Raw genomic sequence first — 24,321 nt, 5'->3', positions numbered from 1 at the left:
AACTCTTGCCCACCCCACTGTTCGCCATCGCCGCCGGCATGAGTGTCGCCAATGTCTATTTCGCCCAGCCGCTGCTGGACGCCGTGGCGCGCGACTTCGCGCTACCGCAGGCCGCCATCGGCGGCATCGTCACCGCCACCCAGCTCGGCTGCGGCCTGGCGCTGCTGTTCGTGGTGCCGCTGGGCGACCTGCTCGAGCGCCGGCGCCTGATGCTGGCGCAAGCCCTGCTGCTGGCCGCGGTGCTGGCCGCCGTCGGCATGGTGGGGTCGGCGCCGCTGCTGCTGGCGGCCATGCTCCTGACGGGCCTGCTCGGCACCGCGATGACTCAGGGCCTGATCGCGTACGCGGCCAGCAGCGCCGCCGAACATGAACGCGGCCGCGTGGTCGGCGCCACCCAGGGCGGCGTCTTCGTCGGCCTGCTGCTGGCGCGCGTGGTGGCCGGCGCCATCGGCGATGTGGCGGGCTGGCGCGGCGTCTACCTATGCTCGGCCGGCGCGATGCTGCTGCTCGCGGCGCTGTTGTGGCGGCGGCTGCCGGTGCTCGCGCGCGGCAAGGCGAGCATGGCGTATCCGGCGCTGCTGGCCTCGATGTTCGCCCTGCTGCGCCGGCACCGCGTCCTGCAGGTGCGCGGCGTGCTGGCCCTGTTGATGTTCGCCGCCTTCAATGTGTTCTGGAGCGCGCTCGTGCTGCCGCTGAGCGCAGCGCCCTACGGTTTCTCGCACACCGCCATCGGCGCCTTCGGCCTGGTCGGCGCGGCGGGCGCCCTGGCCGCCACCTGGGCCGGCCGCCTGGCCGACCGCGGCCGGGAACGGCAGGTCACGCTGGCGGCGCTGCTATTGCTGCTGCTGGCCTGGTTGCCGCTGGCGCTGATGCCGCTCTCGCTGTGGGCGCTCGTCATCGGCATCGTGCTGCTCGACCTCGGTGGCCAGGCCATCCACGTCACCAACCAGGGCATGATTTTCCGCACCGCCAGCGAAGAACACAGCCGCCTGGTCGGCGCCTATATGCTGTTCTACGCCGTGGGCAGTGGGCTGGGTGCGATGGCCTCGACCCAGGTCTACGCGCATGCCGGCTGGAACGGCGTGTGCCTGCTCGGCGGTGGCATCAGCCTGGCGGCACTGTGGTTCTGGGCGGCGACACGGAGACTATCTGACTAGCCTCGATTGCAAACGGCCGCCAGACGCGCTATACTATCGTTCTCAGACGCGGGGTGGAGCAGTCTGGCAGCTCGTCGGGCTCATAACCCGAAGGTCACAGGTTCAAATCCTGTCCCCGCAACCAAATTCGATACAAGAGCCCGACTCAGAGAGCCGGGCTTTTGTTTTCTGCGGCAACAAATGCAGAAAATGAGGCAAAGTGTGAGAGACAAGAAAGACAACGCAACGTTCGACCTGCCGGGCTTCGAGCCGGCGGCGCCGCTCGCTCCAGTTGTTGAGCCGAAACGCACCGGCCCTCGTCCGCGCCGCAGTGGGCTCAAGCAAGAGCAACTTCACCTGCTCGACGAAACCGACACCACCGGCCTGCCAGTCTGGCAGCGCGACGACAAACTCGACCTGACCGGCCTGCCGGTCTGGGCGCCCGATCCCGAATAGCCCGGCCCTGCCGGCTGGAGGCTTTGCCATGCAATCCGATTCCTTCACCGCGCTGTCCCTCGCACCGCGCTTTCTCGCCAACCTGGCCACGCTCGGCTACCACCACATGACCCAGGTGCAGGCCGAGACCTTGCCGTCGGTATTGGGCGGGCGCGACCTGATCGCCCAGGCCAAGACCGGCAGCGGCAAGACCGCGGCCTTTGGCATCGGCATCCTGAACAAGCTCAATCCGGCCTGGTTCGCGGTGCAGGGCCTGGTGCTGTGCCCCACGCGCGAACTGGCCGACCAGGTCGCGGGCGAATTGCGCCGCCTGGCGCGCGGCGTCGGCAACGTCAAGATCCTGACCCTGACCGGCGGCGTGTCGATGCGTCCGCAGATCGCCTCGCTGGAGCACGGCGCCCACATCGTGGTCGGCACCCCGGGCCGCATCCGCGACCACCTGGGCCGCGCCACGCTCGACCTGTCGAATGTCCAGACCCTGGTGCTCGACGAAGCCGACCGCATGACCGATATGGGCTTCTACGACGAGATCGCGGACATCGTCTCGGCCACGCCGGTCCATCGCCAGACCCTGCTGTTCTCGGCCACCTACCCTGACGATATCCGCTTCGCCACCGCCGGCTTCCTGCGCGACCCGCTCGAAGTGACGGTCGAGGGCCAGCACAGCCTGGAGGCGATCGACCAGCGCTTCTACGAAATCGGCTTCGAAGGCCGCGAACAGGCCGTCGGCCGCCTGCTCAAGCACCACCGGCCGGTGTCGGCCCTGGTGTTCTGCAATACCAAGGCGCGCTGCCGCGAGGTGGCCGACAGCCTGCAGGCGCAGGGCTTCTCGGCGCTGGCGCTGTATGGCGAACTGGAACAGCAGGAACGCGACGAGATCCTGGTGCTGTTCAGTAACCGCAGCTGCTCGGTGCTGGTGGCCACCGACGTTGCAGCGCGCGGCCTCGATATCGCCGACCTCGATACCGTGATCAACGTCGACATCTCGCGCGACCCCGAAGTCCACGTGCACCGCGTCGGCCGCACCGGCCGCGCCGGCGCGAGCGGCATGGCGCATACGCTGGTAGCGCCGAACGAAAAGAAATGGGTGCGCCTGGTCGAGGAATACCAGGACCAGCAAGCCGTGTGGGAAAACCTGGATGGGCTGGGCGAACACGAGGAAGCGGCCGCCCCGGCGCCGATGGTGACCTTGTGCGTGGCCGGCGGCAAGAAGGCCAAGCTGCGTCCCGGCGACCTGCTGGGCGCGCTGACCGGCGACGCCGGCCTCACCCGCGAACAGGTCGGCAAGATCAATATCGGCGAGTTCAACAGCTATGTCGCGCTCGACCGCAATGTGGCGCAGGCAGCCGTTGCGCGCCTGGGCCAGGGCGATACGCCAGGCCCGGGTTTCGGCGCCATCAAGGGGCGCTGGTTCAAGATGCGCTTCATCGAAACCTGAACGCCTCACCCCGCCTTTATCTGTAACACCTGCGCACGGTTGAGCGGGACCGCGCCATCCTCGGCGCAATTCTGGCATTATTTGCAATAAATAAACATTCACCGGACGCACTCCGCGCGTCCGGCACGATGCCATGATGACCCCAGACACCACAGCACAGCAGCTCGACGGCCGCACCGTCCGCGAGATCGTCGAGCACAACCACGAGATGGTCAGCGAAGCCTGGTGCCGCCGCATCGTCCGCCAGGTGCTGCAGTCGCTCGAGGTGCAATACGGCATGCGCATGCCGCACCGCGTGATCACGCCCGACACCCTGCTCATCCTCGATTCCGGCGATCCAGTCCTGCTGCCCAGCTCGGACCAGGAGCCCGATCCCGACGCCCTTGCCGAGATCGAAGCGCGCGACGTGCACGACCTGGCGGCCGTGGTCCATTACGCGGTCACGCTCGACCTTGCGCCCACCACGCCGCTGCGCGGTCGTCCGCTGCCCGACTACAGCGACGGCTTCATCGACGCCATCGACCGCTGCCTGGCGCCCGATGCGCCCACGCGGCCGCGCACCATCGAGCGCATGCGCGACCTGCTGGGCATCGTGGTGCTTGGGCCGCCGCCCGCGGCGCCGCTGCCGCCTGACGACGAGGTGGCGGCGCCGCTGCCGCCTGACAACGAGGTGGCGGCGCCGCTGCCGGCCGCCGTCGCGCCGGATGCGCCGCTCGAAGCGCCAGCGGCTGCGCCCACGCGGGCGCCGGTGCACGTGCCACGAACCCGCTCCGCCCCCGATCCGGCGCCGCCTGCCGCCCCGGAGCGCCCACGACGCTGGCTCTTGACCGGCATCGCCGCGCTGGTCGTGGTCGCTGCGCTGGCCGCCCTGGTCGCGCTATTGCAGCAGGCCGACTCCAGCGATGCGCTGGCACTGTCGGTGCCGCCGGCGCTCGAGGATCCGCACCATGCGTCGGATGCGCCGCTGGTGACCTTGCCGCAAGACCCGCCGGCCCAGCTGCACGGCCCGGTGATCGACGAATCCGCATCCGGCGCGCCGATCGCGCCGCCGCCCGCGCCGGACGCCACGGTGCCGCCGACGGCGGTGCAGCTCGCGCCGCAAGGCACGCCGCCCGAGGCGGCCGTCGCCGGCACCACCTATACGCTGGCGGTCAAGCCCTGGGGCACGATCGTCGTCGATGGCGTCGAGCGCGGCGCCAGCCCGCCGCTCAGGCACATCACGCTGCCGCCGGGCGAGCACACGATCCGCATCGTCAACCCGAGCTTCCCCGAACATACCGTGACCGTGCAGTCGGTACAGGGCCAGGCCGGCACGATCGAACTTGATTTCACCGAGGAGGCAGCGCAGTGAACATTGGATCTTATGGCCGTGCAGGCATGCTGGCGCTGATGGCGCTGGCCATGGCGGGCTGCACCCAGTTCGGCCCCGTGCTGGGCGGCCAGGAAAAAGCCCGTCCCCATCCGCGCGCCGACGGCGGCAAGCCACGCGCCCAGCGCGCGCAGGCCAACCGTCCAACCGCGCCAGAGTCGAAACGCGACGACGCCGCGCTGCGCGAAGGCATCGCTCTGTACGACAAGGGCGACTACAACGGCGCAATCCGGCGCCTGAACGGCAGCGACATGAACGGCGCCGGCCAGCGCGAACGGCTGAGCGCCCTGAAATACACCGCGTTCAGCTACTGCCTGACGGGCCGCCAGGCGCTGTGCCGCCAGACGTTCGATCGCGCCTTCAAGCTCGATGCGTCGTTCGACCTCGGCCCGGGCGAACATGGACACCCGCAGTGGGGCCCCGTGTTCGCGCAGGCCAGGCAGGCCGCAAGCCGTTAAACCGGGATGCGCGCCGCATAGGTCGGCGCGCGGCGGCGCCGGCCAGCCTGCTCGTAGGCATAGGCCATGGCGATCAGCGCCGGCTCGCTCCAGGCCTTGCCCACGAAGGACAGCCCCACCGGCAGCCCATGCAGCAGGCCGGCCGGCACCGTGATGTGCGGATAGCCGGCCACCGCCGCCGGCGACGAAAAGCTGCTGCCGTAGTGGTCGCCGTTGATGTAGTCGGTGAGCCAGGCCGGGCCGCCGGTCGGCGCCACCAGGGCATCGAGCTTCTGGTCGCGCATCACCTGGTCGATCCCCTTGTCGCGCGCATAGCGCCGATTATTGGCCAGCGCTTTTACATAGTCGCGCGCCTGCAGGCCGCCCTTCGATTGGGCCGCGATCAGGTGTTCCTGGCCGAAGTACGGCATCTCCTTGTCCGCATTGCGCACGTTGAAGTCGATGATGTCGGCCATGGTCTTGACCGGCGCATGCGGGGCATAGGCGGCCAGCCAGGCTTCGAGGTCGGGCCGGAATTCGTGCAGCAGCACCGTCAGCTCGGTCTCGCCGTACTTGTCGCCATGGGGGATGGCGACGTCGACCAGGATCGCGCCCTGCTCCCTCAGCAGGCTCAATTCCCGCTCGACCAGCGCATTCACGCCATCGTTGGCGCCAAAGAAATCGCGCGCCACGCCCAGGCGCTTGCCGCGCAGGCCGTCCTTGCGCAGGAAGCTGGCGTAGTTTACGCGCGGCGCCTTCGCGGTGACACCGTCCTCGGGATCGGGGCCGGACAAGGCGCCCAGCAAAAATGCCGCGTCGGCCACGCTGCGCGTCATCGGGCCGGCCGTATCCTGCGAGTGCGCGATCGGGATGATGCCGGCGCGGCTGACCAGGCCCAGGGTCGGCTTGATGCCGACGATGCCGCAGCTGGCGCTGGGCGACACGATCGAACCGTCGGTCTCGGTGCCCACCGCCAGCGTGGCCAGGCTGGCCGCCATGGCCGCCGCCGAGCCGCTGCTCGAGCCGCTGGTATTGCGGTCGAGCGCATATGGATTGCGGGTCTGGCCGCCGCGCGCGCTCCAGCCGCTCGTGGATCTCACCGAGCGCATATTCGCCCATTCCGACAGATTGGTCTTGCCCAGGATGACGGCGCCGGCATTGCGCAGGCGTGCAACCAGGTGGGCGTCGCGCGTGGCGCGCACGCCGTCCAGCGCCAGCGAGCCAGCCGTGGTGCACATCTTGTCGCCGGTGGCGATATTGTCCTTCAGTAGCACGGGAATGCCATGCAGCGGGCCGCGCAGCTTGCCGGCCTTGCGCTCGCGGTCGCGCTCGCGCGCGATCCCCAGGGCGTCGGGGTTCAGCTCGATCACCGAGCGCAGCCGCGGCCCGGCGCGGTCGACGGCGTCGATGCGGGCCAGGTAGCGCGTAGCCAGGCCGTGCGCCGTCAATTTACCGGCGCGCATGGCCTGCTGCTGGACTTGTACGCCGGCTTCGAGCATGGCGTCGGCCGCGAATTTCAACGGCGCCGCCTTCTTCGCCGGCGCCGCCAGCGCCAGGCCAGGTGCTCCCGCGGCCGCCCCGGCCGCCAATCCCAGTCGTACGAAATCCCTGCGCTCCATGCCGTGCTACTCCTACGTTACAAAGCAATAGCATAGCAGCACGACGCCATGCTCCACAGTGCCGTGTGATACGCAGAACCACTTACAGACTACACGATCATATATTGGACAAATCCAGCCCCAGCCTTCACCCTGATGCCAACATTGTTTTTCGCCCCATTTTGAATCGCAGGAGCATCCCATGCCGACTTACCGTTCACGTACCACCACCCAGGGCCGCAATATGGCCGGAGCACGCGCGCTGTGGCGCGCCACCGGCATGAAGGACGGCGACTTCGAGAAACCGATCATCGCGGTCGTCAATTCCTTCACCCAGTTCGTGCCGGGCCACGTGCACCTGAAGGACCTGGGCCAGCTGGTCGCGCGCGAGATCGAGGCGGCCGGCGGCGTGGCCAAGGAATTCAATACCATCGCGGTCGACGACGGCATCGCGATGGGCCACGGCGGCATGCTGTACTCGCTGCCGTCGCGCGACCTGATCGCCGACTCGGTCGAGTACATGGTCAATGCCCACTGCGCCGACGCCATGGTGTGCATCTCGAACTGCGACAAGATCACGCCCGGCATGCTGATGGCTGCGATGCGCCTGAACATCCCGACCGTGTTCGTCTCGGGCGGCCCGATGGAAGCCGGCAAGGTGGTCAAGGTCGTCAACAACGACCGCAAGGTGATCAAGCTCGACCTGATCGACGCCATGATCAAGGCCGGCGACGCCAGCGTGTCCGACGCCGAGGTGGCCGAAGTGGAACGCTCGGCCTGTCCGACCTGCGGTTCGTGTTCGGGCATGTTCACCGCCAATTCGATGAACTGCCTGACCGAGGCGCTGGGCCTGTCGTTGCCGGGTAACGGTACCATCGTCGCCACCCACGCCGACCGCAAGGAACTGTTCCTGCGCGCCGGCCGCCTGATCGTCGACGCCGCCAAGCGCCACTACGAGGGCGACGACTACTCGGTGCTGCCACGTTCGATCGCGACCAAGGCCGCATTCGAGAACGCGATGGCGCTCGACGTCTCGATGGGCGGCTCGACCAATACCGTGCTGCACCTGCTGGCCGCCGCCCACGAGGCCGAGGTCGAGTTCACGATGGCCGACATCGACCGCATTTCGCGCCTGGTGCCCTGCCTGTGCAAAGTGGCGCCGATGACCGATAAATTCCATATCGAGGACGTGCACCGCGCCGGCGGCATCCCCGCGATCCTGGGCGAGCTGGCGCGCGCGGGCCTGCTGGACACCTCGCTGCCGACCGTGCACAGCCCGAGCATTGGCGCTGCGATCGCGCAATACGATATCAGGGTCAGCGACGACCAGGCCGTGCACCAGTGGTTCCGCGCGGCGCCGGGCGGCGTGCCGACCCAGGTCGCGTTCTCGCAATCGGAGCGCTACGAACAGAACGACCTGGACCGCGCGACCGGCTGCATCCGCGATCGCGAGCATGCTTATTCGCAGGATGGCGGCCTGGCGGTCCTGTACGGGAATATCGCCGAGAAGGGCTGCATCGTGAAGACCGCCGGCGTGGACGAGAGCATCCTGAAATTCTCGGGCAAGGCGCGCGTGTTCGAGAGCCAGGACGCGGCGGTCGAGGCGATCCTGGGCGACACCGTGCATGCGGGCGACGTGGTCATCATCCGCTACGAGGGCCCGAAAGGCGGCCCGGGCATGCAGGAGATGCTGTACCCGACCTCGTACATCAAGTCGAAAGGCCTGGGCAAGGCCTGCGCGCTGTTCACCGACGGGCGCTTCTCGGGCGGCTCGTCGGGGCTGGTGATCGGCCATGCATCTCCAGAGGCAGCGGAAGGCGGCGCCATCGGGCTGGTGGAAGAAGGCGACCTGATCGACATCGACATCCCGGCGCGCACCATCAACCTGCGCGTATCGACCGAGGAACTCGCGCATCGTCGCGCGGCGATGGAAGCGCGCGGCCAGGATGCCTGGCAGCCTGTCGGGCGCGTGCGGTATGTGTCGCAGGCGCTGCAGGCGTATGCGGCGCTGACCACCTCGGCCGACCGCGGCGCGGTGCGGGATTTGTCGCAGTTGCGACGCTGAGGCTGGCTGAGCCTGGGTTCCCGGCCTCGCCGGGACGAAAAAAAACGCTGCCGAGGCAGCGTTTTTTCTTGGACAGCCAGTGCTTAGTTACGCACGACTTTCTTGTACTCGTTGGTACGGGTATCGATCTCGATCACGTCGTCCTGGCTCACGAACAGCGGCACCATGATGGTGTGCTGGTGGGCTTCGATCGCGTTTTCCAGCTTGGCTTCTTTCAGGACGTTGCCCGAAGTATTGCCCTTGACGGCTGGTTCCGAGTAAATGATCTGGCGTGCGATGATGGTCGGCAGTTCGACCGAGATGGCCTTGCCGTCATAGAACACGGCTTCGCATTCCATACCGTCTTTCAGGTAGTGCAGCGCGTCACCCAGGTTCTCTTCTTCGATTTCGAACTGTTCGTAGTCGGCATCCATGAAGACGTACAGCGGGTCGGCGAAGTACGAATAGGTGACCGGCTTCTTGTCGAGCACGACCACGTCGAACTTGTCGTCGCCGCGGAACACGTTTTCGAGAGGAGCGTTGGTCAGAAGATTCTTCATCTTCCATTTGTAGGTGAAGCCCGTGCGGCTCGAACCATTGACGTCGGAACGCAGCACGATGAACGGCTTTTCATCAACCATGATGATGTTGCCAACACGAATTTCTTTTGCGGGTTTCATAGGTATTTTACGTAAAAAGATAGTTGCATTAAATCATCGCGGGCTGGCGGGCTGAGCGCCTCGGAACCTGCGTTTGATCGTCGGAATCCGGAAGAAACTAACCGGGCATTATACGCGGTTTTCCTGGCCCTGCCCCAGCTCGCGTACGAAATCGAGCAGCTTCGTCGCCAAATCGCCATGCGCCGTGACCTGCTCGCGCCAGGCTTCGGCCCGGGCTGCGATGCGCGGCAACTCGGTCTCCAGCGCCATCCAGGCCGCCGTCCAATCGCCAATTGCCTGCGCGCCGTTCCAGCCGAGCATAAAGGCATCCAGCGCCGGCAAGTCTTGCGCATATATCTTCAGGAAGGCGCGCAGCTTTTTGTGGTGCAGGTTTTCATCCTGCAGGTAAATATGCCAGATGAAGGGGCGGCCCGCCCATTGCGCACGCACCCAGGAGTCTTCGCCACGCACGAAGTTCAGGTCGCAGGCCCACAAGAGCGAGTCGTAATCTTCTTGCGGCACGAAAGGCAGTACCCGCACGGTCAGCTGGCCGCGGGTCGCGCTTGTGCCCGCCAGCGCCGCGCCATCGATGAAGGCTTCGACCTGCCCGCGCGCCACGCCTTCGGGCACCAGGCACAGGGTAGGCTGCCGGTCTTTCTCCCAGGCGCGGAACAAGTCATCCACCGGCGCATCCGGATAGCAGAACAGCGACACCTTGCGCCCGGCCGCCTCCTGCGCCGTCACCCCGAAGCGCGCCAGGAAGGCGGCGGCCTGCGCGGGATCGTGCTGGAAGGCGCGGCGCCGTACGTCGAGGCCGGCTTCGCACAACAGGCCGCCGGTGCGCTCGTTAAAGCCGGGGAAGAAGAAATGCTTGGTCAGCTTCAGCCGCGGATGCATCGACGGCAGCCGGTGGCAGCCCTCGACCCAGTCCTCGGCCGTCAAGCCTTCGTAGTTGATCCAGGCCGGACGCGGCGTGCGCGCGGCCATCGCCTCGACATAGCCTGGCGGCAGTTCGCAGCCGAAGAACTCGATGACGATGTCGGGAATGTCGCTGGCGGCATGGCTGCCGTCCTGGCCGCGCCAGTGGCGGACGGCGACGTCCTGCACGGCCTGCTCCTCGGCCGCCGGATCGACTTGCGGACAGATGCGGCGAAAACTCGCCAGGTCGTCCACCCACAGCGTGACCGCGACCCCGTGCTCGTGGCGCAGCTGGCGCGCCAGGCGCCAGCAGATGCCGATGTCGCCGTAGTTGTCGACGACCTTGCAGAAAATGGCCAGCGATGGCGCGGAAGCGTTCTGGAGCATGGTGGAGAAGAAGCGGGCCTGGCAAGCCCCGGTGGCAGGGGCCGCCATTCTACCGTCATCCGACAAAATGTCCTTGAACACAGTGCAATGCGCGAAGAAACACCATCCTTTCTGGCGCGCGTCTGCGTTATCGCAATGACCAAAAACGAAGTGAGCCTCGGGCACCAGCATGCATAAACTTCGCCATCGACGCCCGGTCGAACGCCTACCTGCAGGGAAGGCGGCCTCGATGGCAGCCCTTCCTGCCCTTCGCTCGCGCCTTCGGCCCTGCCCTGGCGCGGACTATGTGAACACGGCCGTTTGCGGCAGGCTTGCTTCCGTCATCCGCTCGCCGCAACACGGCCGACTACCTGGAGGAGTTGAAACATGAACGAGTATCAGCAAGCAGGCTATCCGCAACAATTCTCACCGCAACAGTTTGCACCGCAATCGCTGGGCAGCATGTTCGGCGCACCGCTGGGCGGCCTGATCGGGCGCGGCATCGGCGGATTGTTCAACAATTCGGGCCTGGGCAGCCGCATCGGTGAAACGGCCGGCGGCTTCCTGGGCCGCTTCTCGCCGCTGTCGGCCGATCCGTCGGCAGGCCTCGGCGGACAGCAACTGGATCCGCAGCAGCTGCAAGAATTGCAGCAGCTGCAGCAGCTCCAGCAATTGCAGCAGCTGCAACTGCAGCAACAGCAAGGCCAGCTGACCCCGCAGGGCGGCTTCTTCGGCAACCTGATCAGCACGATCGGCCGTCCGGCCGGCGCCCTCATCGGCAACCTGACCGGCAATAAAACGCTGGGCAATATCATCAGCGAGGGCTCCAGCTACGGCCGCATGGTGCCGTTCGGCGCCGATCCGCAGGCCGTGCAACAAGCCCAGCAACAGCCGCAGTCGCCGCTGGTGCAACTGCAGCAGCTGCAAGTGCTGCAACAGCAATTGCAGCAAACCTTGCAGCAAGTCCAGCAACAGCAGGCGCTGCTGCAACAGCAACTGGCCCAGCAGGGCGCCCAGCAAGGCGGCCAGATTGCACCGCAAGGCTGGGTGAGCAATGCGATCACCCAGTATGCTCGCCCGGTCGGCGGCTTCATCGGTGAACAACTGGGCAACCAGGGCCTGGGCAGCGCGATCGGCAATGTCGCCAAGGAGCTCGGCCGCTATGTGCCGTTCTCGGCTGATCCGTATGGCCAGCAACAGCAGTTCGGCGGTCAACAATACCCCGTTCAACAATATCCGGTCCAGCAAGGCCCCTACCCTGGCCAGCAGTTCGGCGGCCAGCAAACCGTGCACTAAACCATCACTCACGGCCGGCCTGTTGCCATGGCAGCAGGCCGGTATCCAGGAGCTCCGCCATGCCGGCATCCCTGCCTCCCACGCTCGGCCGCTACATCGTGCGCGCCGCAAGCGACGACAACGCACTCGCCCGGTTTCTCACGACCCTGGCCTCCGAACCCGGCGTGCAATTGGTCGACATTATCGGCCCCTCTTCCGGGCCGCCGCACACGGCCGTCGTCGAGACCGACGCGCCGACTGCCGAACGGCTGCGGCAACAGACTCTTCACCAGTTAACGATCGAACCGGACCAGCCGCTCTCACTGTCCGACTGAGCGCATCCGGGCAAAGGACATCCCATGCCAAAACATACGAAAAGCGCCGCCAGCGAAGCGCCGGAGACGCCAGATCCAACCCCTGACGGCGCCGCAGGCAAGCGTACCGCGGCTGCCGAAGGCGCCGTGGATGGCGCCGCGGCCATCGCGCGCGGCCGCCCGGTCGTCGAGCGCAAGAAGAAATACCTGGTCGCGCCGCGCACGGCGCTCGGCGGCGCTTTCGGCGCCAGCAGCTGGGTCGCGCCGCTCGGCCTGTCGGCCGTGCAGCAGGCTTTGCACGCCCTGCCCGACATCGACGTGGTCGACACCATCGCCACCCGCGGCGGCATGGCGCCGGCCGGCTTCGGCCCGGCCTCCATGGGCGAACCGGCCGACGGCGTCGTGGTGGCGCGCATGACCGACCAGAAAGCGGGCGAGCTGTTCCAGCGCGGCCAGGGCCAGTTGCTGGTCGAGCGCGACCAGCATCTCGAGCTGCTCGATCCCATGCTGCGGCGGCCCGACCTGGTCAATTCGCTGACGCCCTATCAGGGGCCACAGGCCGAGCTGCTGCTCGCCGTGGTCGGCAAGGATGGCGTACCGTTGGCCGACGTCGAGGTCTCGCTGTTCGGCGGCGCGCTGCCGAGCACCGCGGTCACCGGTCCCGACGGCGTGGCCCGCCTGCGCCTGTATGGCGAAGACGCGCACACGATCAGCGGCCTGTACGTCAAGCCGCGCACCGACTACTGGAGCCTCTACCAGCGCGACCCCGACCTGAGCCTGGACGAGCCGAACGTCGTCATGGTACGTGCGCTGGCCGACTGGCCGGCGCTGCGCGGCATGCCGCAACAGGCCGCCCTGGGCTGGGGCGCCCGCGCCATGCGCCTCGACCAGGTGCCGCAGCAGTTCCGCGGCCGCGGCGTCAAGATCGCCGTGATCGATTCCGGCGCCGCCACCACCCACGGCAACCTGAACCAGATCCGCTCCGGCTTCGACGTCGTCAACAAGCAGGTCGACCGCTCCACCTGGAACGTCGATACGTTTGGCCACGGCTCGCACTGCGCCGGTGTGATCGCCGCCACCGATCCCGCCTGGGGCATCCGCGGTTTCGCGCCCGAGGCCGAGATCCACGTCTGCAAGCTGTTCCCGGGCGGCCAGGTCAGCCAGCTGATCGATGCGCTCGAATACTGCATCGAACAGGGAATCGACGTCGTCAACATGAGCCTGGGCGGCGGGTCGCCGTCCGAGGCGCTGGAGCGGCAGATCGTGCGCGCCAGGCAGGCCGGCGTGGCCTGCATCGCCGCGGCGGGCAACTCGGCCGCGGCCGTCCAGTACCCGGCATCGTCACCGCATGTGCTGGCGGTGGCGGCGATCGGCAATGTCCACGAGTTTCCTCCCGACAGCTACCATGCCGAGACCATCGGTCCCGACCGCGATGCGCAAGGCTACTTTACGGCCAGGTTCAGCTGCTTCGGTCCGCAGGTCGACGTCTGCGCACCGGGCGTGGCCATCGTGTCGTCGGTGCCGCCCAATAATTTCGCGGCCTGGGACGGGACCTCGATGGCGGCGCCGCACGTCACCGGCCTGGCGGCGCTGGTGCTTGCGCACCGGCCCGAGTTCCAGTCCATGTCCCTGCCACGCTCGCCAGAGCGGGTCGAGCGCTTGTTCCAGGTCTTGCGCATGAGTGCGCGCCCTGTCACGGTGAGCGATCCGAACCGGATCGGCTATGGATTGCCGGACGCGCTGGTGGCGCTGGGCCTGCCCGTGGCGCAGCCCGGCATGGCGTGGCAGAGTGTGGCTGCCGGCTTTGGCATTCCGGCCGGCATGTTCGCAGGGGCGCCGGGCGACGGTGCGCGCATGGGCGTGGGGCCGCCCGGCATCGGCGCCGCGGGGCAGCCTGGGGCGATCAACTATCCGTTCAGGGCATTGCGTTCGTCGGGGTGGTGATACCACCTGGCGTCCAGGCCACCGAATATGGCGCGCCAAAAGAAAAACCGGAGCCCCACTCGCGTGGCCGGCTCCGGCTTCTGTCTGGCGTCCCCACGGGGATTCGAACCCCGGTACTCACCGTGAAAGGGTGATGTCCTAGGCCTCTAGACGATGGGGACCTAAAACTGTACTACTGCTACTGGCCGACTTGACTACTGCTGCATCATGTCGGGCCTATTTTGCCAGCACAATAGAAAAACCGGAGTACCTTCGACGCGCATGCGCGTTGGTCTACTCCGGTTTTAAGCTGGCGTCCCCACGGGGATTCGAACCCCGGTACTCACCGTGAAAGGGTGATGTCCTAGGCCTCTAGACGATGGGGACCTAAAACTGCACAAAACTTAAACTACCGATACCTTACCATGCGCCGCCGCTGGCGCGGCGCATTACCAAATTCTTGGCGTCCCCACGGGGATTCGAACCCCGGTACTCACCGTGAAAGGGTGATGTCCTAGGCCTCTAGACGATAGGGACCCTAGTAACTTCCGATACTGCAAACTGCTGTTGTTCTTCCAACGTGGTGGAGGTAAGCGGGATCGAACCGCTGACCTCTTGCATGCCATGCAAGCGCTCTCCCAGCTGAGCTATACCCCCTACGGGAAAACAACATTTTACTACACTGCTACTGCTTCGACTAGTGCGGCTTTCGCTGCTTTCGTCCGGTCATTCTTGCCAGTTACCTGGCGTCCCCACGGGGATTCGAACCCCGGTACTCACCGTGAAAGGGTGATGTCCTAGGCCTCTAGACGATAGGGACCGGGAACAACCGATACTACTTTTACTGTTCTACTACCTTACTGCCACTTCAGGGTTGGTGGAGGTAAGCGGGATCGAACCGCTGACCTCTTGCATGCCATGCAAGCGCTCTCCCAGCTGAGCTATACCCCCGCAGCGCTGAAGTGCGAGCATTATATAGGACGCCCTTGCATTTCGCAAACTACGATTTGGCGTTTGTGTAGCGCTCAATTTGGCGGCCGATTTACTTCAATTGCGGCACATCGCCTGTGCCGTCATTCGGCGCCGCATCATCGACGCCACATCCGTAGGGTTGGCGGCTTTGCCGCCGACGCGGTGATGGTTGGCAGCGAGGTCATTCGGCGCGAGATCGGCGCCGGTAACAATCACCGCGTCGGCGGCGTAGCCGCCAACCCTACGCCTTCTTACAACCCCTTCTGCACCCGCGCCAGCACTACCTCGCGGCCGAACAGCTCGAGCACCGCGTCGATCGCCGGCGTCTGCAGCTGCCCCGTCAACAGCAGGCGCAGCGGCATGGCCAGTTGCGGCATCTTGAGGCTGTGGGCCGCCAGCACTTCTTTCAGCATGGCCGCCAGCGCCGCCTTGTTCCATTCCACCGTGGCGCAGCGCTCGGCGAAGGTCGCCAGCGCACCACGTACCGCCTCGGTCAGGTGCAGGGCCAGCAGCTCCGCATCCGGCTGCGGATCGCGGTAGAACAGCATCGCCGCATCGGCCAGCTCGTTGATCGTATTGACCCGTTCCTTCATGAGGCCCAGCACGGTCGGCAAAGCCGGCGCGCCGTCGAAGCGGGCGCCGTCGCGTTCCAGCTTCGGCAGCGCCAGCTGCGCCAGGCGTTCGTTGTCGCTCGCCTTGATATAGTGGTTGTTCAGCCAGCCCAGCTTTTCCGGGTTGAACTGGGCCGCCGATGCGGTCAGGTGCTCCAGGTTGAACCACTCGGTGAACTGCGCCATCGAGAAGATCTCGTCGTCGCCGTGGCTCCAGCCCAGGCGCGCCAGGTAGTTCAGCATCGCCTCTGGAAGATAGCCCTGCTCCGGGTATTCCATCACGCTCACGGCGCCGTGGCGCTTGGACAGCTTCTGGCCGTCGGCGCCCAGGATCATCGGCAGGTGGCCGTACTGCGGCAGCTCGGCGCCGAGCGCGCGCAGGATGTTGATCTGGCGCGGGGTGTTGTTCACGTGGTCGTCGCCGCGCAGCACGTGGGTGATCTTCATGTCCCAGTCGTCGACCGCGACGCAGAAGTTATAGGTCGGGGTGCCGTCCGGACGCGCGATGACCAGGTCGTCGAGTTCCTTGTTGCCGATCGTGATCGGACCCTTGACCACGTCAAGCCAGGTCACTTCGCCGTCCAGCGGATTCTTGAAGCGCACCACCGGCTTGACGCCTTCCGGTACGCTTGGGAGGGTCTTGCCCGGCTCCGGACGCCAGGTGCCGTCGTAGCGCGGCTTCTCGCCGGCCGCGCGCATGCGCTCGCGCATCGCCTCGACTTCTTCTGGCGAGCAGTAGCACAGGTAGGCGGTGCCGGCTTCCAGCATGCCCTTGACCACTTCGCGGTAGCGGTCCATGCGCTGCATCTGGTAGAACGGACCTTCGTCGTGCTCCAGGCCCAGCCACTTCATGCCGTCCAGGATCGCCTGCACCGCTTCAGGGGTCGAGCGTTCAAGGTCGGTGTCTTCGATGCGCAGGATGAAGGTGCCGCCGAAGTGGCGGGCATAGGCCCAGGAATACAGCGCGGTGCGCGCGCCGCCAAGGTGGAGGTAGCCGGTCGGGCTGGGAGCGAATCGAGTGCGGACGGTCATGGCAGGAAGCAATCAGGTAAAAGGCCTATTTTACCCCGTTGCCCTGCGCGCGGCAGCATCGCCCAGGCCCGTGGCTGGAGCCTATCCCGGTCCGGCCGCCCTCCTCGCGTCGAGATAGGCGGCAAGCTGCGCCACCGTCTGGTATTCATATAAGAGCTCGGCATTGATCGTCATCCCGGTCTGGCGCTCGAGGGCCAAGGCCACCGGCATCGCCGACAGGGAATCGAGCCCCACCTCGGCAAAGGGCTGGTCGTCGCCCAGCGTCTCGACGCCGCCATCCAGGCCATACAGCAGGCAGCGCCGCACCAGCGCCCGGGTATCGCCCGCATCCGCCACCACCTCAACCTTCCCGGTATCCGGCGCCGGCGCGGCCGCTTCCCCGGCGCCGGGCATCCAGTCCGCCCCCAGCAGCGGATCGCGCTCGCTGCCCTGCCCGGCCGCGTCCTGGTCGGGCGTGCCGATTGCATCGGCATAGGCCGCGATGCGCGCCGCCAGCGTCGCCGCCGGCGCCGGCGTGCCGGGCTGTTCCAGTTGCGCCAGCAAGGCCGACCAGCGGCGTCGCGCCCAGCCGGCGGCCGGACCGTCGCCGCAAGCCGCCACCAGCAGGGTCCATGCGCACAGCTCGCCCGCCGCATGGCTCGGGCAGGATGCGCCGGCCTCCAGCAGCGCAGCGCGCGCCTGCTGCGCCACGCCAGGTGCGTCCAGCATCTCGGCGGCGAAGGCCAGGCAGCCGCCGTCCAGCGCGCCAGCGCCCAAATGCACATACAGCGCCTCGGTCGGCCCCTCCAGGATGCGCATCACGCGCGCATCGCGCATCAAGAGCGGCGCCAGGTTCGGCTCCAGGTAACCGCGTCCGCCCAGCAGCTGCATCAGCATGTCGGTTGCCTCCCACAGCAGTTCCGAGGCCACGCATTTGCAGGCCATGCAGGCCTCTTGCGGCAGGCCGCCCTGAGCGTTGCCGCGATCGTCGTACGCGCCGAGCGCGCGCACCAGCGCCTCGAGCGCGCCGATCGCGCCGGTCAGGCCGTCCAGGCGCGCCAGGGTCACCGGATGGTCGAGCAGGCGCCCGCCGGCCACCTCGCGCCGCCCGGCATAGCGCAGCATCAACTGGGCACAGCGCTTCATGCCGCCCACGCACAGCGCGCCGATGCCGAGCCGGGCGAAGGCCATCGCATCGCGCGCCACCTCCATCCCGGCGCCGGGCTGGCCCAGCACGTGGGTATCGGGCACGAACACATCGTCGAAGCGCAACGCGTTCTGGACCATGGCGCGCATGCCCATGGTCAGCGCCTCGGCTTGCTGGCGGAGGCCCGGCGCGTCGTCCGGCAGCAGCAACGCCACTGTCCCCAGCGCCATGCCGTCTTCATCCAGCGCACGCGCCACCACCGTGATCCAGCCGGCCCAGTTGGCCAGGCCAATCAGGTGCTTGTCGCCGTTCAGGCGCCAGCCGCCGGCGCAGCGCTGGGCGCGCGTGCGCATCGCCAGCGGATTGGCGCCGGCCGCCGGTTCAGTGAGCGCGAACGCGGCCAGCTGGCGCCCGCCGGCCAGGTGCGGCGCCACCGCCGCGCGCAGGCGCTCGGGCGCGAAGCGCAGCAAGGGCCGCAGCCCCAGGCCGTTGTGCACGCCCACCGCCGTGGCCAGGGTCAGGTCGATCGCGGCCAGCTGCTCCATCAGGCGCAGCAAGTCGCCCGTCGCCAGCGCCTTGCCGCCCAGCGCGACCGGCGCCTGCATGCCCAGGAAGCCGTGGTTGCCCAGGTCGAGCAAGACATGCGGCGGCATCGTGCGGCGCTCGTCCATCAGGCGCGAATCTAGCCGGCGCGGCGCCCAGCGCCGCAGCCAGTCGCGCATCTCGCCCGCCGTGCGCCGGCTTTGCTCGGCCGCGCCCAGCGCGTGCGCGTCGCTGCTGCGACGGCGCGGATGCAATTCCCTGGCCGCATACACCACATCCAGTTCGCCGCGCGCACTGAGCGCCCGGCACAGCGCGCGCTGCACCTTGCCGCTGCTGGTGCGCGGAAAGCTCCCGGGCCGCACCAGCACCAGCAGTTCGACCGTGGTGCCGAAACGGCTCGCCACCGCGCTGCGGATGCGCTGGGCCAGCGTGTCGAGCTGGGCCAGGCTGGCGGCGTCGCTGCGCGCGCGGCGCGCCACCCGCACCAGCCGGCGGTCGGCCTCGAGCACGATTGCCAGCCGCTCCTGGCCACTGTCGTCGACGGCGAACACGGCGCAACGATTCGGCTCCAGGAAGCCGGCCACCTCTTCCACCAGCATCTCTACGTCCTGCGGATAGAGATTGCGGCCATTGACGATCACCAGGTCCTTCAGGCGCCCGGTGACGTATAGCTCGCCGTCACGCACGAAACCCAGGTCGCCGGTGCGCAGCCAGGGGCCATTCCCATCGGCCAGCGTGGCCTCGAAAGCCGCCTGGGCCGCCGGCGGCGCGTTGCGGTAGCCACGCGCCACCGCGGCGCCGGCCAGCCAGATCTCGCCGACCCTGCCCGGCCCCGCCGGACGGCAGCTGTCCGGGTCCACCGCCAGCAGCTCGACACCCGGCGCCGGCGGGCCGCAGCTGACCAGTTCGCGTGCATCCGGGTCGCTGCGCTCGGCCTCGCGCACCTGGCCGGCCTCGAGCCGCGACTGGCTGATGGCGAAGGTGCGCGGCGCCTGCCCCCGCGGGCCGCCGGTGGCCAATAGTGTGTGCTCGGCCAGGCCGTAGCACGGAAAGATCGCGCCGGGCCGCAGCCCGCATTCGGCGAAGGCCGCGAACAGGCGGCGCACTGTGGCCGCGCGCACCGGTTCGGCGCCGTTATAGGCCACCGTCAGGCTGGACAAGTCCAGTCGCGCCTTGTCGTCTTGCGTAAGGCGCCGTGCGCACAGGTCCCAGGCGAAGTCGGGGGCGCCGGCGCAGGTCGCACGGTAGGCGTGGATCGCCTCGAGCCAGCGCAGCGGCTGGCGCAGGAACGTCGCCGGCGCCATCAAGACCGATCGAAACCCCACGCTGACCGGCGTCACGATGCTGCCCACCAGCCCCATGTCGTGGAACGGCGGCAGCCAGCTCACCATCACGCTGTCGGCATCGAAGCCGAAGGCGGCGCGGATCATCGCGACGTTGGCGGCCAGGCTGGCGTGGCCGACCTCGACCCCGCGCGGCGCCATGGTGGAGCCCGAGGTGTATTGAATGAAGGCCGGCGCATCGCCGGCAATCGCCGGCAGCGGCCCCGGCGCCGGCCAGCCCTCCACCGCATCGGTGCACAGCAGGCGCGTACGCCCGCCGTCCAACGCCGGAGCAAGGGCGGGCGCCGCCTCGCGCATGGCCAGCGCCAGCGCCGGATCGGCGTCGACCATCAGCGCGCGTAGATGCGCCGCGCCGCCATGACGGCGCGGCAGCGGGGCCGGCACTGCCACCAATCCGGCGCGCAGGCAGGCGAAGAAGGCGGTGACGAAAGCCAGGCCAGGCGGATACAGGAGCAGCGCGCGCTCGCCTGGCGCCGCCTCGTGCACCAGCAGGCCGGCCAGCGCGTCGACCCGCGCCGCCAGCTCGCCATTGTTCATGGAATCCTCGCGCCCGTCTTCGCGCACGAAGGTGAAGGCGATGCGCTCGGGCGCCACCCTGGCGTGGCGCTCGATCTGGCGAAGGACGAAAGCCGCCTGCAGCGGCTCGCGCTCAGCCACGATAACGCCCCTGGCAAGCCGGGACTGCAGGACGCGTCACGCCGGCACGCCCACAGGCACTGGCGACCAGGCTGGCGCCGCGCCGCAGCTGGGCCGGCGTGTGCTGGGCCATCAGCTGCAGCCGCAGCCGCGCGGCGCCGAGCGGCACGCCCGGGAACTCGACCGGATTGACGAACACCGCGTCGCGCGCCAGCAGCATGCCGGCCACGCGCGCGGCCGACTCGTGGCCGGTCCACACCGGCACGATCGGCGACGGATTGCCCAGGCAATGCAGGCCAGAGCAGGTCAACAGCGCGCGCAACTCGACCGCGTTGCGCAGCAGGTCGGCGCGCAGTCCGTCGCCCTCGCCGGACGCCGCGATGCGCAGGCTCTCCCCCGCCACCGCGGCCTGCATCGGCGACAGCGCATTCGAGAACATATGCGGCCCGGCGTACAGCTGCAGCTGGCGCCGCGCCGCCTGGCTGGCGCAGGCGACGAAGCCGCCATTGGTGGCGAAGGTCTTGGAAAAGCTGCCCATCACGATGTCGACCTTGCCCAGCATGCGCTGGCTGGCCAGCACCCCGCCCCCGCCCGCTCCCAGCGCGCCCAGGTCGTGGGCCACGTCGACCAGCAGGGTCGCGCCGTATTCGCGGCACAGGTGCTGCAGGAGCGGCAGGTCGGGGCTGTCGGCATCCATGCTGAACAGGCCTTCGGTCACCACCAGGATGGCATTGGCCGCATCCTGGGCGCGGATCCGCGCCAGCAGCTCGCGCACATGGTCGCAATCCAGGTGGCGGTGCACCAGCACATTGCGGGTGGCGCAGGCGGCGCCCTGGCGCAGCGAGGCGTGGGCCAGGGCGTCGATCACCACGTGGTCGAGCGAGTGCACCAGCGCCGTGATGGCGCCGAAGGCCGCCGCCCAGCCGGTCGGGAACAGCACCAGCTGGTCCAGGCCCAGGAGCTCGCCGAGCGCGCTTTCGAGCGCCTGCGAATAGCGGGTATTGCCCAGCAAGACGGCCGAACCGGCGCTGTGCGGCCCGGCGTCGTGCAGCGCACGCCGCGCCGCCTCGTGCACCGCCGGATGGGCGGCCAGCGACAGGTAATCCTGGGAGGCGAAATTGATGCCGCGCGCGGGCGCCTCGCCGCCGGCTGCGACGCTGGCCAGCGGCCCGGGCGCACCGGTCAGCACCCGGCCATACGGCCACACGCCATGACGCGCGCGCAGCTGTACCCAGGCGTCGAGCGCCCCGCCGCGGCGCAGCAGGTCGGGCCCGCGCGGCTGGGCATACATGGCAACGTTGCCGTCCAGCGCGCCGGAAGCGCCGAGGGCGGCCGGGTCACGCACCGGGTCGAAGGGGATCGATTCATTCTGCACGGCGTTCTCCAGCTGCACTTCGAGGATGAGGTCCATGGGGCTTCGCAAGTCCTTGCCTTCACGCCGGCAGCACGGCCGGCGGCTCGGGCCCGGGCGCGCGCGCAGGCACAGGCACAGGAACAGGCGCATATTCGCGCGCCTGGCGCGCCAGCAGCGCCGCCACCAGTTCGGGCGCCAGCGGCCGGTCGAACAGATAGCCCTGGGCGGCGTCGACGCCCATCGCGCACAGGTCGCCCAGCTGCTCCGCGGTCTCGACCGACTCGGCAATCACGACCAGGCCGAGGCGGTGCGCCATCGCCACGATGCTGTCGGCCACGGCGTAGGCACGCGCCCGCCCGCTGGCCGCGCCCAGGCGGCGCACGAACAGGCCATCCATCTTGAGGATGTCCACCGGCAGCTCGCACAGGTAGTTCAGGCTCGAGTAGCCGGTGCCGAAATCGTCGATCGAGACCAGCACCCCGGCGCGCCGCAGCTGGCTCAGCACGGCGCAGTTGGCAGCCAGGTCCTCGATCAGGATGCCTTCGGTGATCTCCAGGTCGAGGCAGGCCGGCGGCATCCCGGTCTGTTCCAGGATATCGATCACGCGCCCCGCCAGGCCCGGCTCGCGCAACTGGCGCGCCGACAGGTTGACCGCGGTCTTGATCTCGGGCAGGCCGGCGGCGCGCCAGGCGCGGTTCTGCAGGCAGGCGCAGCGCAGCACCCATTCGCCGATCGGGACGATCATCCCGGTTTCCTCGGCCAGCGGAATGAAGCGGCCCGGGTCGATCCGACCGTATACTGGATGCTGCCAGCGCAGCAGCGCCTCGACCCCGATCACGCGCCGCTCGCGCAGCTCGACCTGCGGCTGGTATTCGATGAACAGCTGGCCCTGGGCCAGCGCGTCGCGCAGGCCGTTCTTCAGTGCCAGGCGCTCGCTCTGCGACGCCGCGCCGCCCCCGGCGACCGCATTGGCGGCGGCGCCGGCATAGATGCGCACGATGTTCTGCCCCCAGCCCTTGGCGCTGCGCTTGGCCATGTCGGCGCGCTTGAGCAGCGCATCGACATCGCAATCGGGCGCCGCGGCGGGAACCGGATACAGGGCGATGCCCACCGCCAGCGTGAGATAGCAATCGCGCCCGGCGACCGGCAGCGGCGCGGTGAACCGGTCCAGGATCTTGTCCGCCACCAGCTGGGCATCGGCCTGGCTGCCCAGGTCTTCGAGCAGGGCCACGAATTCGTCGCCGCCCCAGCGCGCCACCGTGTCGCAGTCGCGCAGGCAGCGCCGGATCGCATGGCCGGCCTGGTGCAGCAGCGCATCCCCCGCCTCGTAGCCGAGGGCGTCGTTGACTTCCTTGAAGCGGTTGATGTTCAACAGGAGCAGCGCCACCACGCGCCCGTTGCGGCGCGCGCGGTCCATCGCATGGCGCAGCCGGTCGCGCAGCAGGCGCCGGTTCAGGAGGCCCGTCAACTGGTCGCGCCCGTGGCCGTCCGCGCCCTCGACCGGCGCCCGCGCATCGCTTACCGCCGCCGGGGCAGGAACGACGTCGACCGGGCCGTCCTCGCCATGGCACAGCACCCGGTTACGGCCGCCCGACTTGGCCAGGTACAGGGCCTGGTCGGCGCGCACGATGGTTTGCGCCACCTTTTCCCCGAGCCGGTACTCGGCCACGCCGACCGAGACCGTCATGGTGATCCTGCGTTCGCCGTCCGTGCAGCGCAAGCCCTCGACCACGCCGCGCACCCGTTCGGCGAGCGCGATCGCGCTCGCCGCCGGCGTCTCGGGCAGCATCAGCAGGAACTCTTCGCCGCCATAGCGCCCGAAGGCATCGAGCGCGCGCAGCTGGTCCTGCACCGTCCGGGCGAAGTCGCGCAGCACGGTGTCGCCGGCCGCGTGGCCGTAGGTATCGTTGATGCGCTTGAAGAAGTCGATGTCGAACAGGCACAGGCAGAATTCGCTGCCATTGCGGTCGGCGCGCTCCTTTTCCTTTTCCACCAGGTCGAGCAGGAAGCGGCGGTTGTGGATGCCGGTCAGCTCGTCGCGGATCGCCAGCTCGTTGATCGTCGACAGCGCCTGGCGCAGGCGCGAAAAACCCTCGTTCTTGGTCAGCTCGAACAGCAGCACGAATACCAGCACCACGACGTACAGGCCCAGGTCGCACACCAGGTGCAGCAGCGGCATGTCGGTACGCGGCGCCAGCGGCTGGGCCAGGCCGTTCGCCTCGAGCAGGTAGATCAGGGTAGCGCTGGCACAGCTCATGGCCAGCCAGACGCCGGCGCAGCGCCTCCCGCCCAGGAACATGGCGACCACCGGCCCCGTGATCAGCCAGCTGACGGTGGGCGAGACGATGCCGCCGAGGTGCCAGCTGAGCCAGCTGAAATTGAAGAACAGCGCGCACAGGAAAACTTCGCGCGCCGCCACCACGCTGCCGCTCAGGCGCAGCACCGGCGGCGCCGACAGCATCACCGCGCAGCACAGCAGGATCTCGACGGCGGCCGTTTCCAGGCCCAGCGACCAGTAGGCGAGCGCATACAGCGGCCCGGCGGTGCCGGCCATCACCGCCGCGTTCACCACATTCGTGGCGCGCGCGGCCTGGGCCGCGTCCTGCTGCAGCGCGGCCGGGATGAAGCGGTGCGCAACGCCCAGGTAGCGCCCGCTCCACCGCTGTGTGCTGTCGTCGTCCATGTGATTCCCAATCCCCGTTGCGCACACTTGTGCCGTGGATGCTCAAGCTCAGAGTGTAGGTAGGGAATTTCCTAACGACTTTATTTTC

General features: G+C 68.2%; 16 protein-coding genes and 7 tRNA genes. 10 read left to right on the top strand and 13 right to left on the bottom strand.

The window, feature by feature from the left end; translation table 11 throughout:
- The first annotated feature begins 5 nt into the window (after positions 1-5).
- The 6 genes from E8M83_RS13485 (at position 6) to E8M83_RS13460 (ending at position 4,857) form a co-directional block, all read left to right on the top strand.
- Positions 6-1,157, top strand: a complete 1,152-nt coding sequence (locus E8M83_RS13485) for an MFS transporter (RefSeq protein ID WP_267874222.1) — start codon at positions 6-8, stop codon at positions 1,155-1,157.
- A 47-nt stretch (positions 1,158-1,204) separates the two neighbouring features.
- Positions 1,205-1,281 (top strand) — tRNA-Met (locus E8M83_RS13480).
- Between the two features lie 77 nt (positions 1,282-1,358).
- Complete coding sequence (locus E8M83_RS13475; RefSeq protein WP_137173858.1) at positions 1,359-1,592, top strand: hypothetical protein; 234 nt, start codon at positions 1,359-1,361, stop codon at positions 1,590-1,592.
- A 28-nt stretch (positions 1,593-1,620) separates the two neighbouring features.
- A complete protein-coding gene (gene dbpA / locus E8M83_RS13470) occupies positions 1,621-3,030 on the top strand; it encodes an ATP-dependent RNA helicase DbpA (protein ID WP_137173857.1) in 1,410 nt (469 codons plus the stop codon).
- A gap of 133 nt (positions 3,031-3,163) precedes the next feature.
- A complete protein-coding gene (locus tag E8M83_RS13465) occupies positions 3,164-4,381 on the top strand; it encodes a hypothetical protein (RefSeq protein WP_137173856.1) in 1,218 nt (405 codons plus the stop codon).
- Complete coding sequence (locus E8M83_RS13460) at positions 4,378-4,857, top strand: TssQ family T6SS-associated lipoprotein (RefSeq protein WP_229491520.1); 480 nt, start codon at positions 4,378-4,380, stop codon at positions 4,855-4,857. The genes E8M83_RS13465 and E8M83_RS13460 overlap by 4 nt, the downstream gene beginning before the upstream one ends.
- Here the strand turns inward: E8M83_RS13460 and E8M83_RS13455 are convergent.
- Entirely contained in the window at positions 4,854-6,455 is a 1,602-nt protein-coding gene (locus tag E8M83_RS13455; protein WP_137173855.1) for an amidase, read from the bottom strand. The genes E8M83_RS13460 and E8M83_RS13455 overlap by 4 nt on opposite strands.
- A gap of 181 nt (positions 6,456-6,636) precedes the next feature.
- Here E8M83_RS13455 and ilvD point away from each other — a divergent pair, with 181 nt between their 5' ends.
- The gene (gene ilvD / locus E8M83_RS13450; protein ID WP_137173854.1) at positions 6,637-8,499 is read left to right on the top strand and encodes a dihydroxy-acid dehydratase; all 1,863 of its coding nucleotides are present in this window, start codon (positions 6,637-6,639) and stop codon (positions 8,497-8,499) included.
- An 83-nt stretch (positions 8,500-8,582) separates the two neighbouring features.
- On the opposite strand, the gene E8M83_RS13445 is transcribed toward ilvD, so the two are convergent.
- The gene (locus E8M83_RS13445; RefSeq protein ID WP_123072262.1) at positions 8,583-9,158 is read right to left on the bottom strand and encodes an elongation factor P; all 576 of its coding nucleotides are present in this window, start codon (positions 9,156-9,158) and stop codon (positions 8,583-8,585) included.
- Between the two features lie 108 nt (positions 9,159-9,266).
- Positions 9,267-10,442, bottom strand: coding sequence for an elongation factor P maturation arginine rhamnosyltransferase EarP (gene earP, locus E8M83_RS13440; protein ID WP_137173878.1), 1,176 nt, complete (start codon positions 10,440-10,442; stop codon positions 9,267-9,269).
- Between the two features lie 366 nt (positions 10,443-10,808).
- Here earP and E8M83_RS13435 point away from each other — a divergent pair, with 366 nt between their 5' ends.
- From E8M83_RS13435 to E8M83_RS13425, 3 genes are read left to right on the top strand one after another with little or no spacing between them, the layout of a single operon-like run.
- Entirely contained in the window at positions 10,809-11,717 is a 909-nt protein-coding gene (locus E8M83_RS13435; protein ID WP_137173853.1) for a hypothetical protein, read from the top strand.
- Positions 11,718-11,776: 59 nt separating this feature from the next.
- Positions 11,777-12,031, top strand: a complete 255-nt coding sequence (locus E8M83_RS13430) for a hypothetical protein (RefSeq protein ID WP_137173852.1) — start codon at positions 11,777-11,779, stop codon at positions 12,029-12,031.
- Positions 12,032-12,055: 24 nt separating this feature from the next.
- Positions 12,056-13,954: a S8 family serine peptidase gene (locus tag E8M83_RS13425; protein WP_137173851.1), complete on the top strand. Its 1,899-nt coding sequence runs from the start codon at positions 12,056-12,058 to the stop codon at positions 13,952-13,954.
- Between the two features lie 85 nt (positions 13,955-14,039).
- Here the strand turns inward: E8M83_RS13425 and E8M83_RS13420 are convergent.
- The 10 genes from E8M83_RS13420 to E8M83_RS13375 form a co-directional block, all read right to left on the bottom strand.
- Positions 14,040-14,115: transfer RNA gene (locus E8M83_RS13420), tRNA-Glu, on the bottom strand.
- A 129-nt stretch (positions 14,116-14,244) separates the two neighbouring features.
- Positions 14,245-14,320: transfer RNA gene (locus tag E8M83_RS13415), tRNA-Glu, on the bottom strand.
- Between the two features lie 74 nt (positions 14,321-14,394).
- Positions 14,395-14,470: transfer RNA gene (locus E8M83_RS13410), tRNA-Glu, on the bottom strand.
- Positions 14,471-14,514: 44 nt separating this feature from the next.
- A tRNA-Ala gene (locus E8M83_RS13405) sits at positions 14,515-14,590 on the bottom strand.
- A gap of 87 nt (positions 14,591-14,677) precedes the next feature.
- Positions 14,678-14,753, bottom strand: a tRNA-Glu gene (locus E8M83_RS13400).
- A gap of 55 nt (positions 14,754-14,808) precedes the next feature.
- A tRNA-Ala gene (locus E8M83_RS13395) sits at positions 14,809-14,884 on the bottom strand.
- 272 nt (positions 14,885-15,156) lie between these two features.
- Positions 15,157-16,548, bottom strand: coding sequence for a glutamate--tRNA ligase (gene gltX / locus E8M83_RS13390; protein ID WP_137173850.1), 1,392 nt, complete (start codon positions 16,546-16,548; stop codon positions 15,157-15,159).
- Between the two features lie 81 nt (positions 16,549-16,629).
- A complete protein-coding gene (locus tag E8M83_RS13385; protein WP_137173849.1) occupies positions 16,630-20,217 on the bottom strand; it encodes an AMP-binding protein in 3,588 nt (1,195 codons plus the stop codon).
- Positions 20,210-21,607 carry an aminotransferase class I/II-fold pyridoxal phosphate-dependent enzyme gene (locus E8M83_RS13380; protein ID WP_229491519.1) on the bottom strand — a complete coding sequence of 466 codons (1,398 nt, stop codon included), beginning with the start codon at positions 21,605-21,607 and terminating at the stop codon, positions 20,210-20,212. The genes E8M83_RS13385 and E8M83_RS13380 overlap by 8 nt, the downstream gene beginning before the upstream one ends.
- A gap of 22 nt (positions 21,608-21,629) precedes the next feature.
- Positions 21,630-24,233: a diguanylate cyclase domain-containing protein gene (locus E8M83_RS13375; protein ID WP_229491518.1), complete on the bottom strand. Its 2,604-nt coding sequence runs from the start codon at positions 24,231-24,233 to the stop codon at positions 21,630-21,632.
- Positions 24,234-24,321: the final 88 nt, after the last annotated feature.

This window comes from Massilia sp. HP4, assembly GCF_005222695.1.
Lineage (GTDB): Bacteria > Pseudomonadota > Gammaproteobacteria > Burkholderiales > Burkholderiaceae_D > Telluria.
The sequence above is the reverse complement of the archived record's forward strand: the minus strand, read 5'-3'. Positions and strand labels throughout refer to the sequence as shown.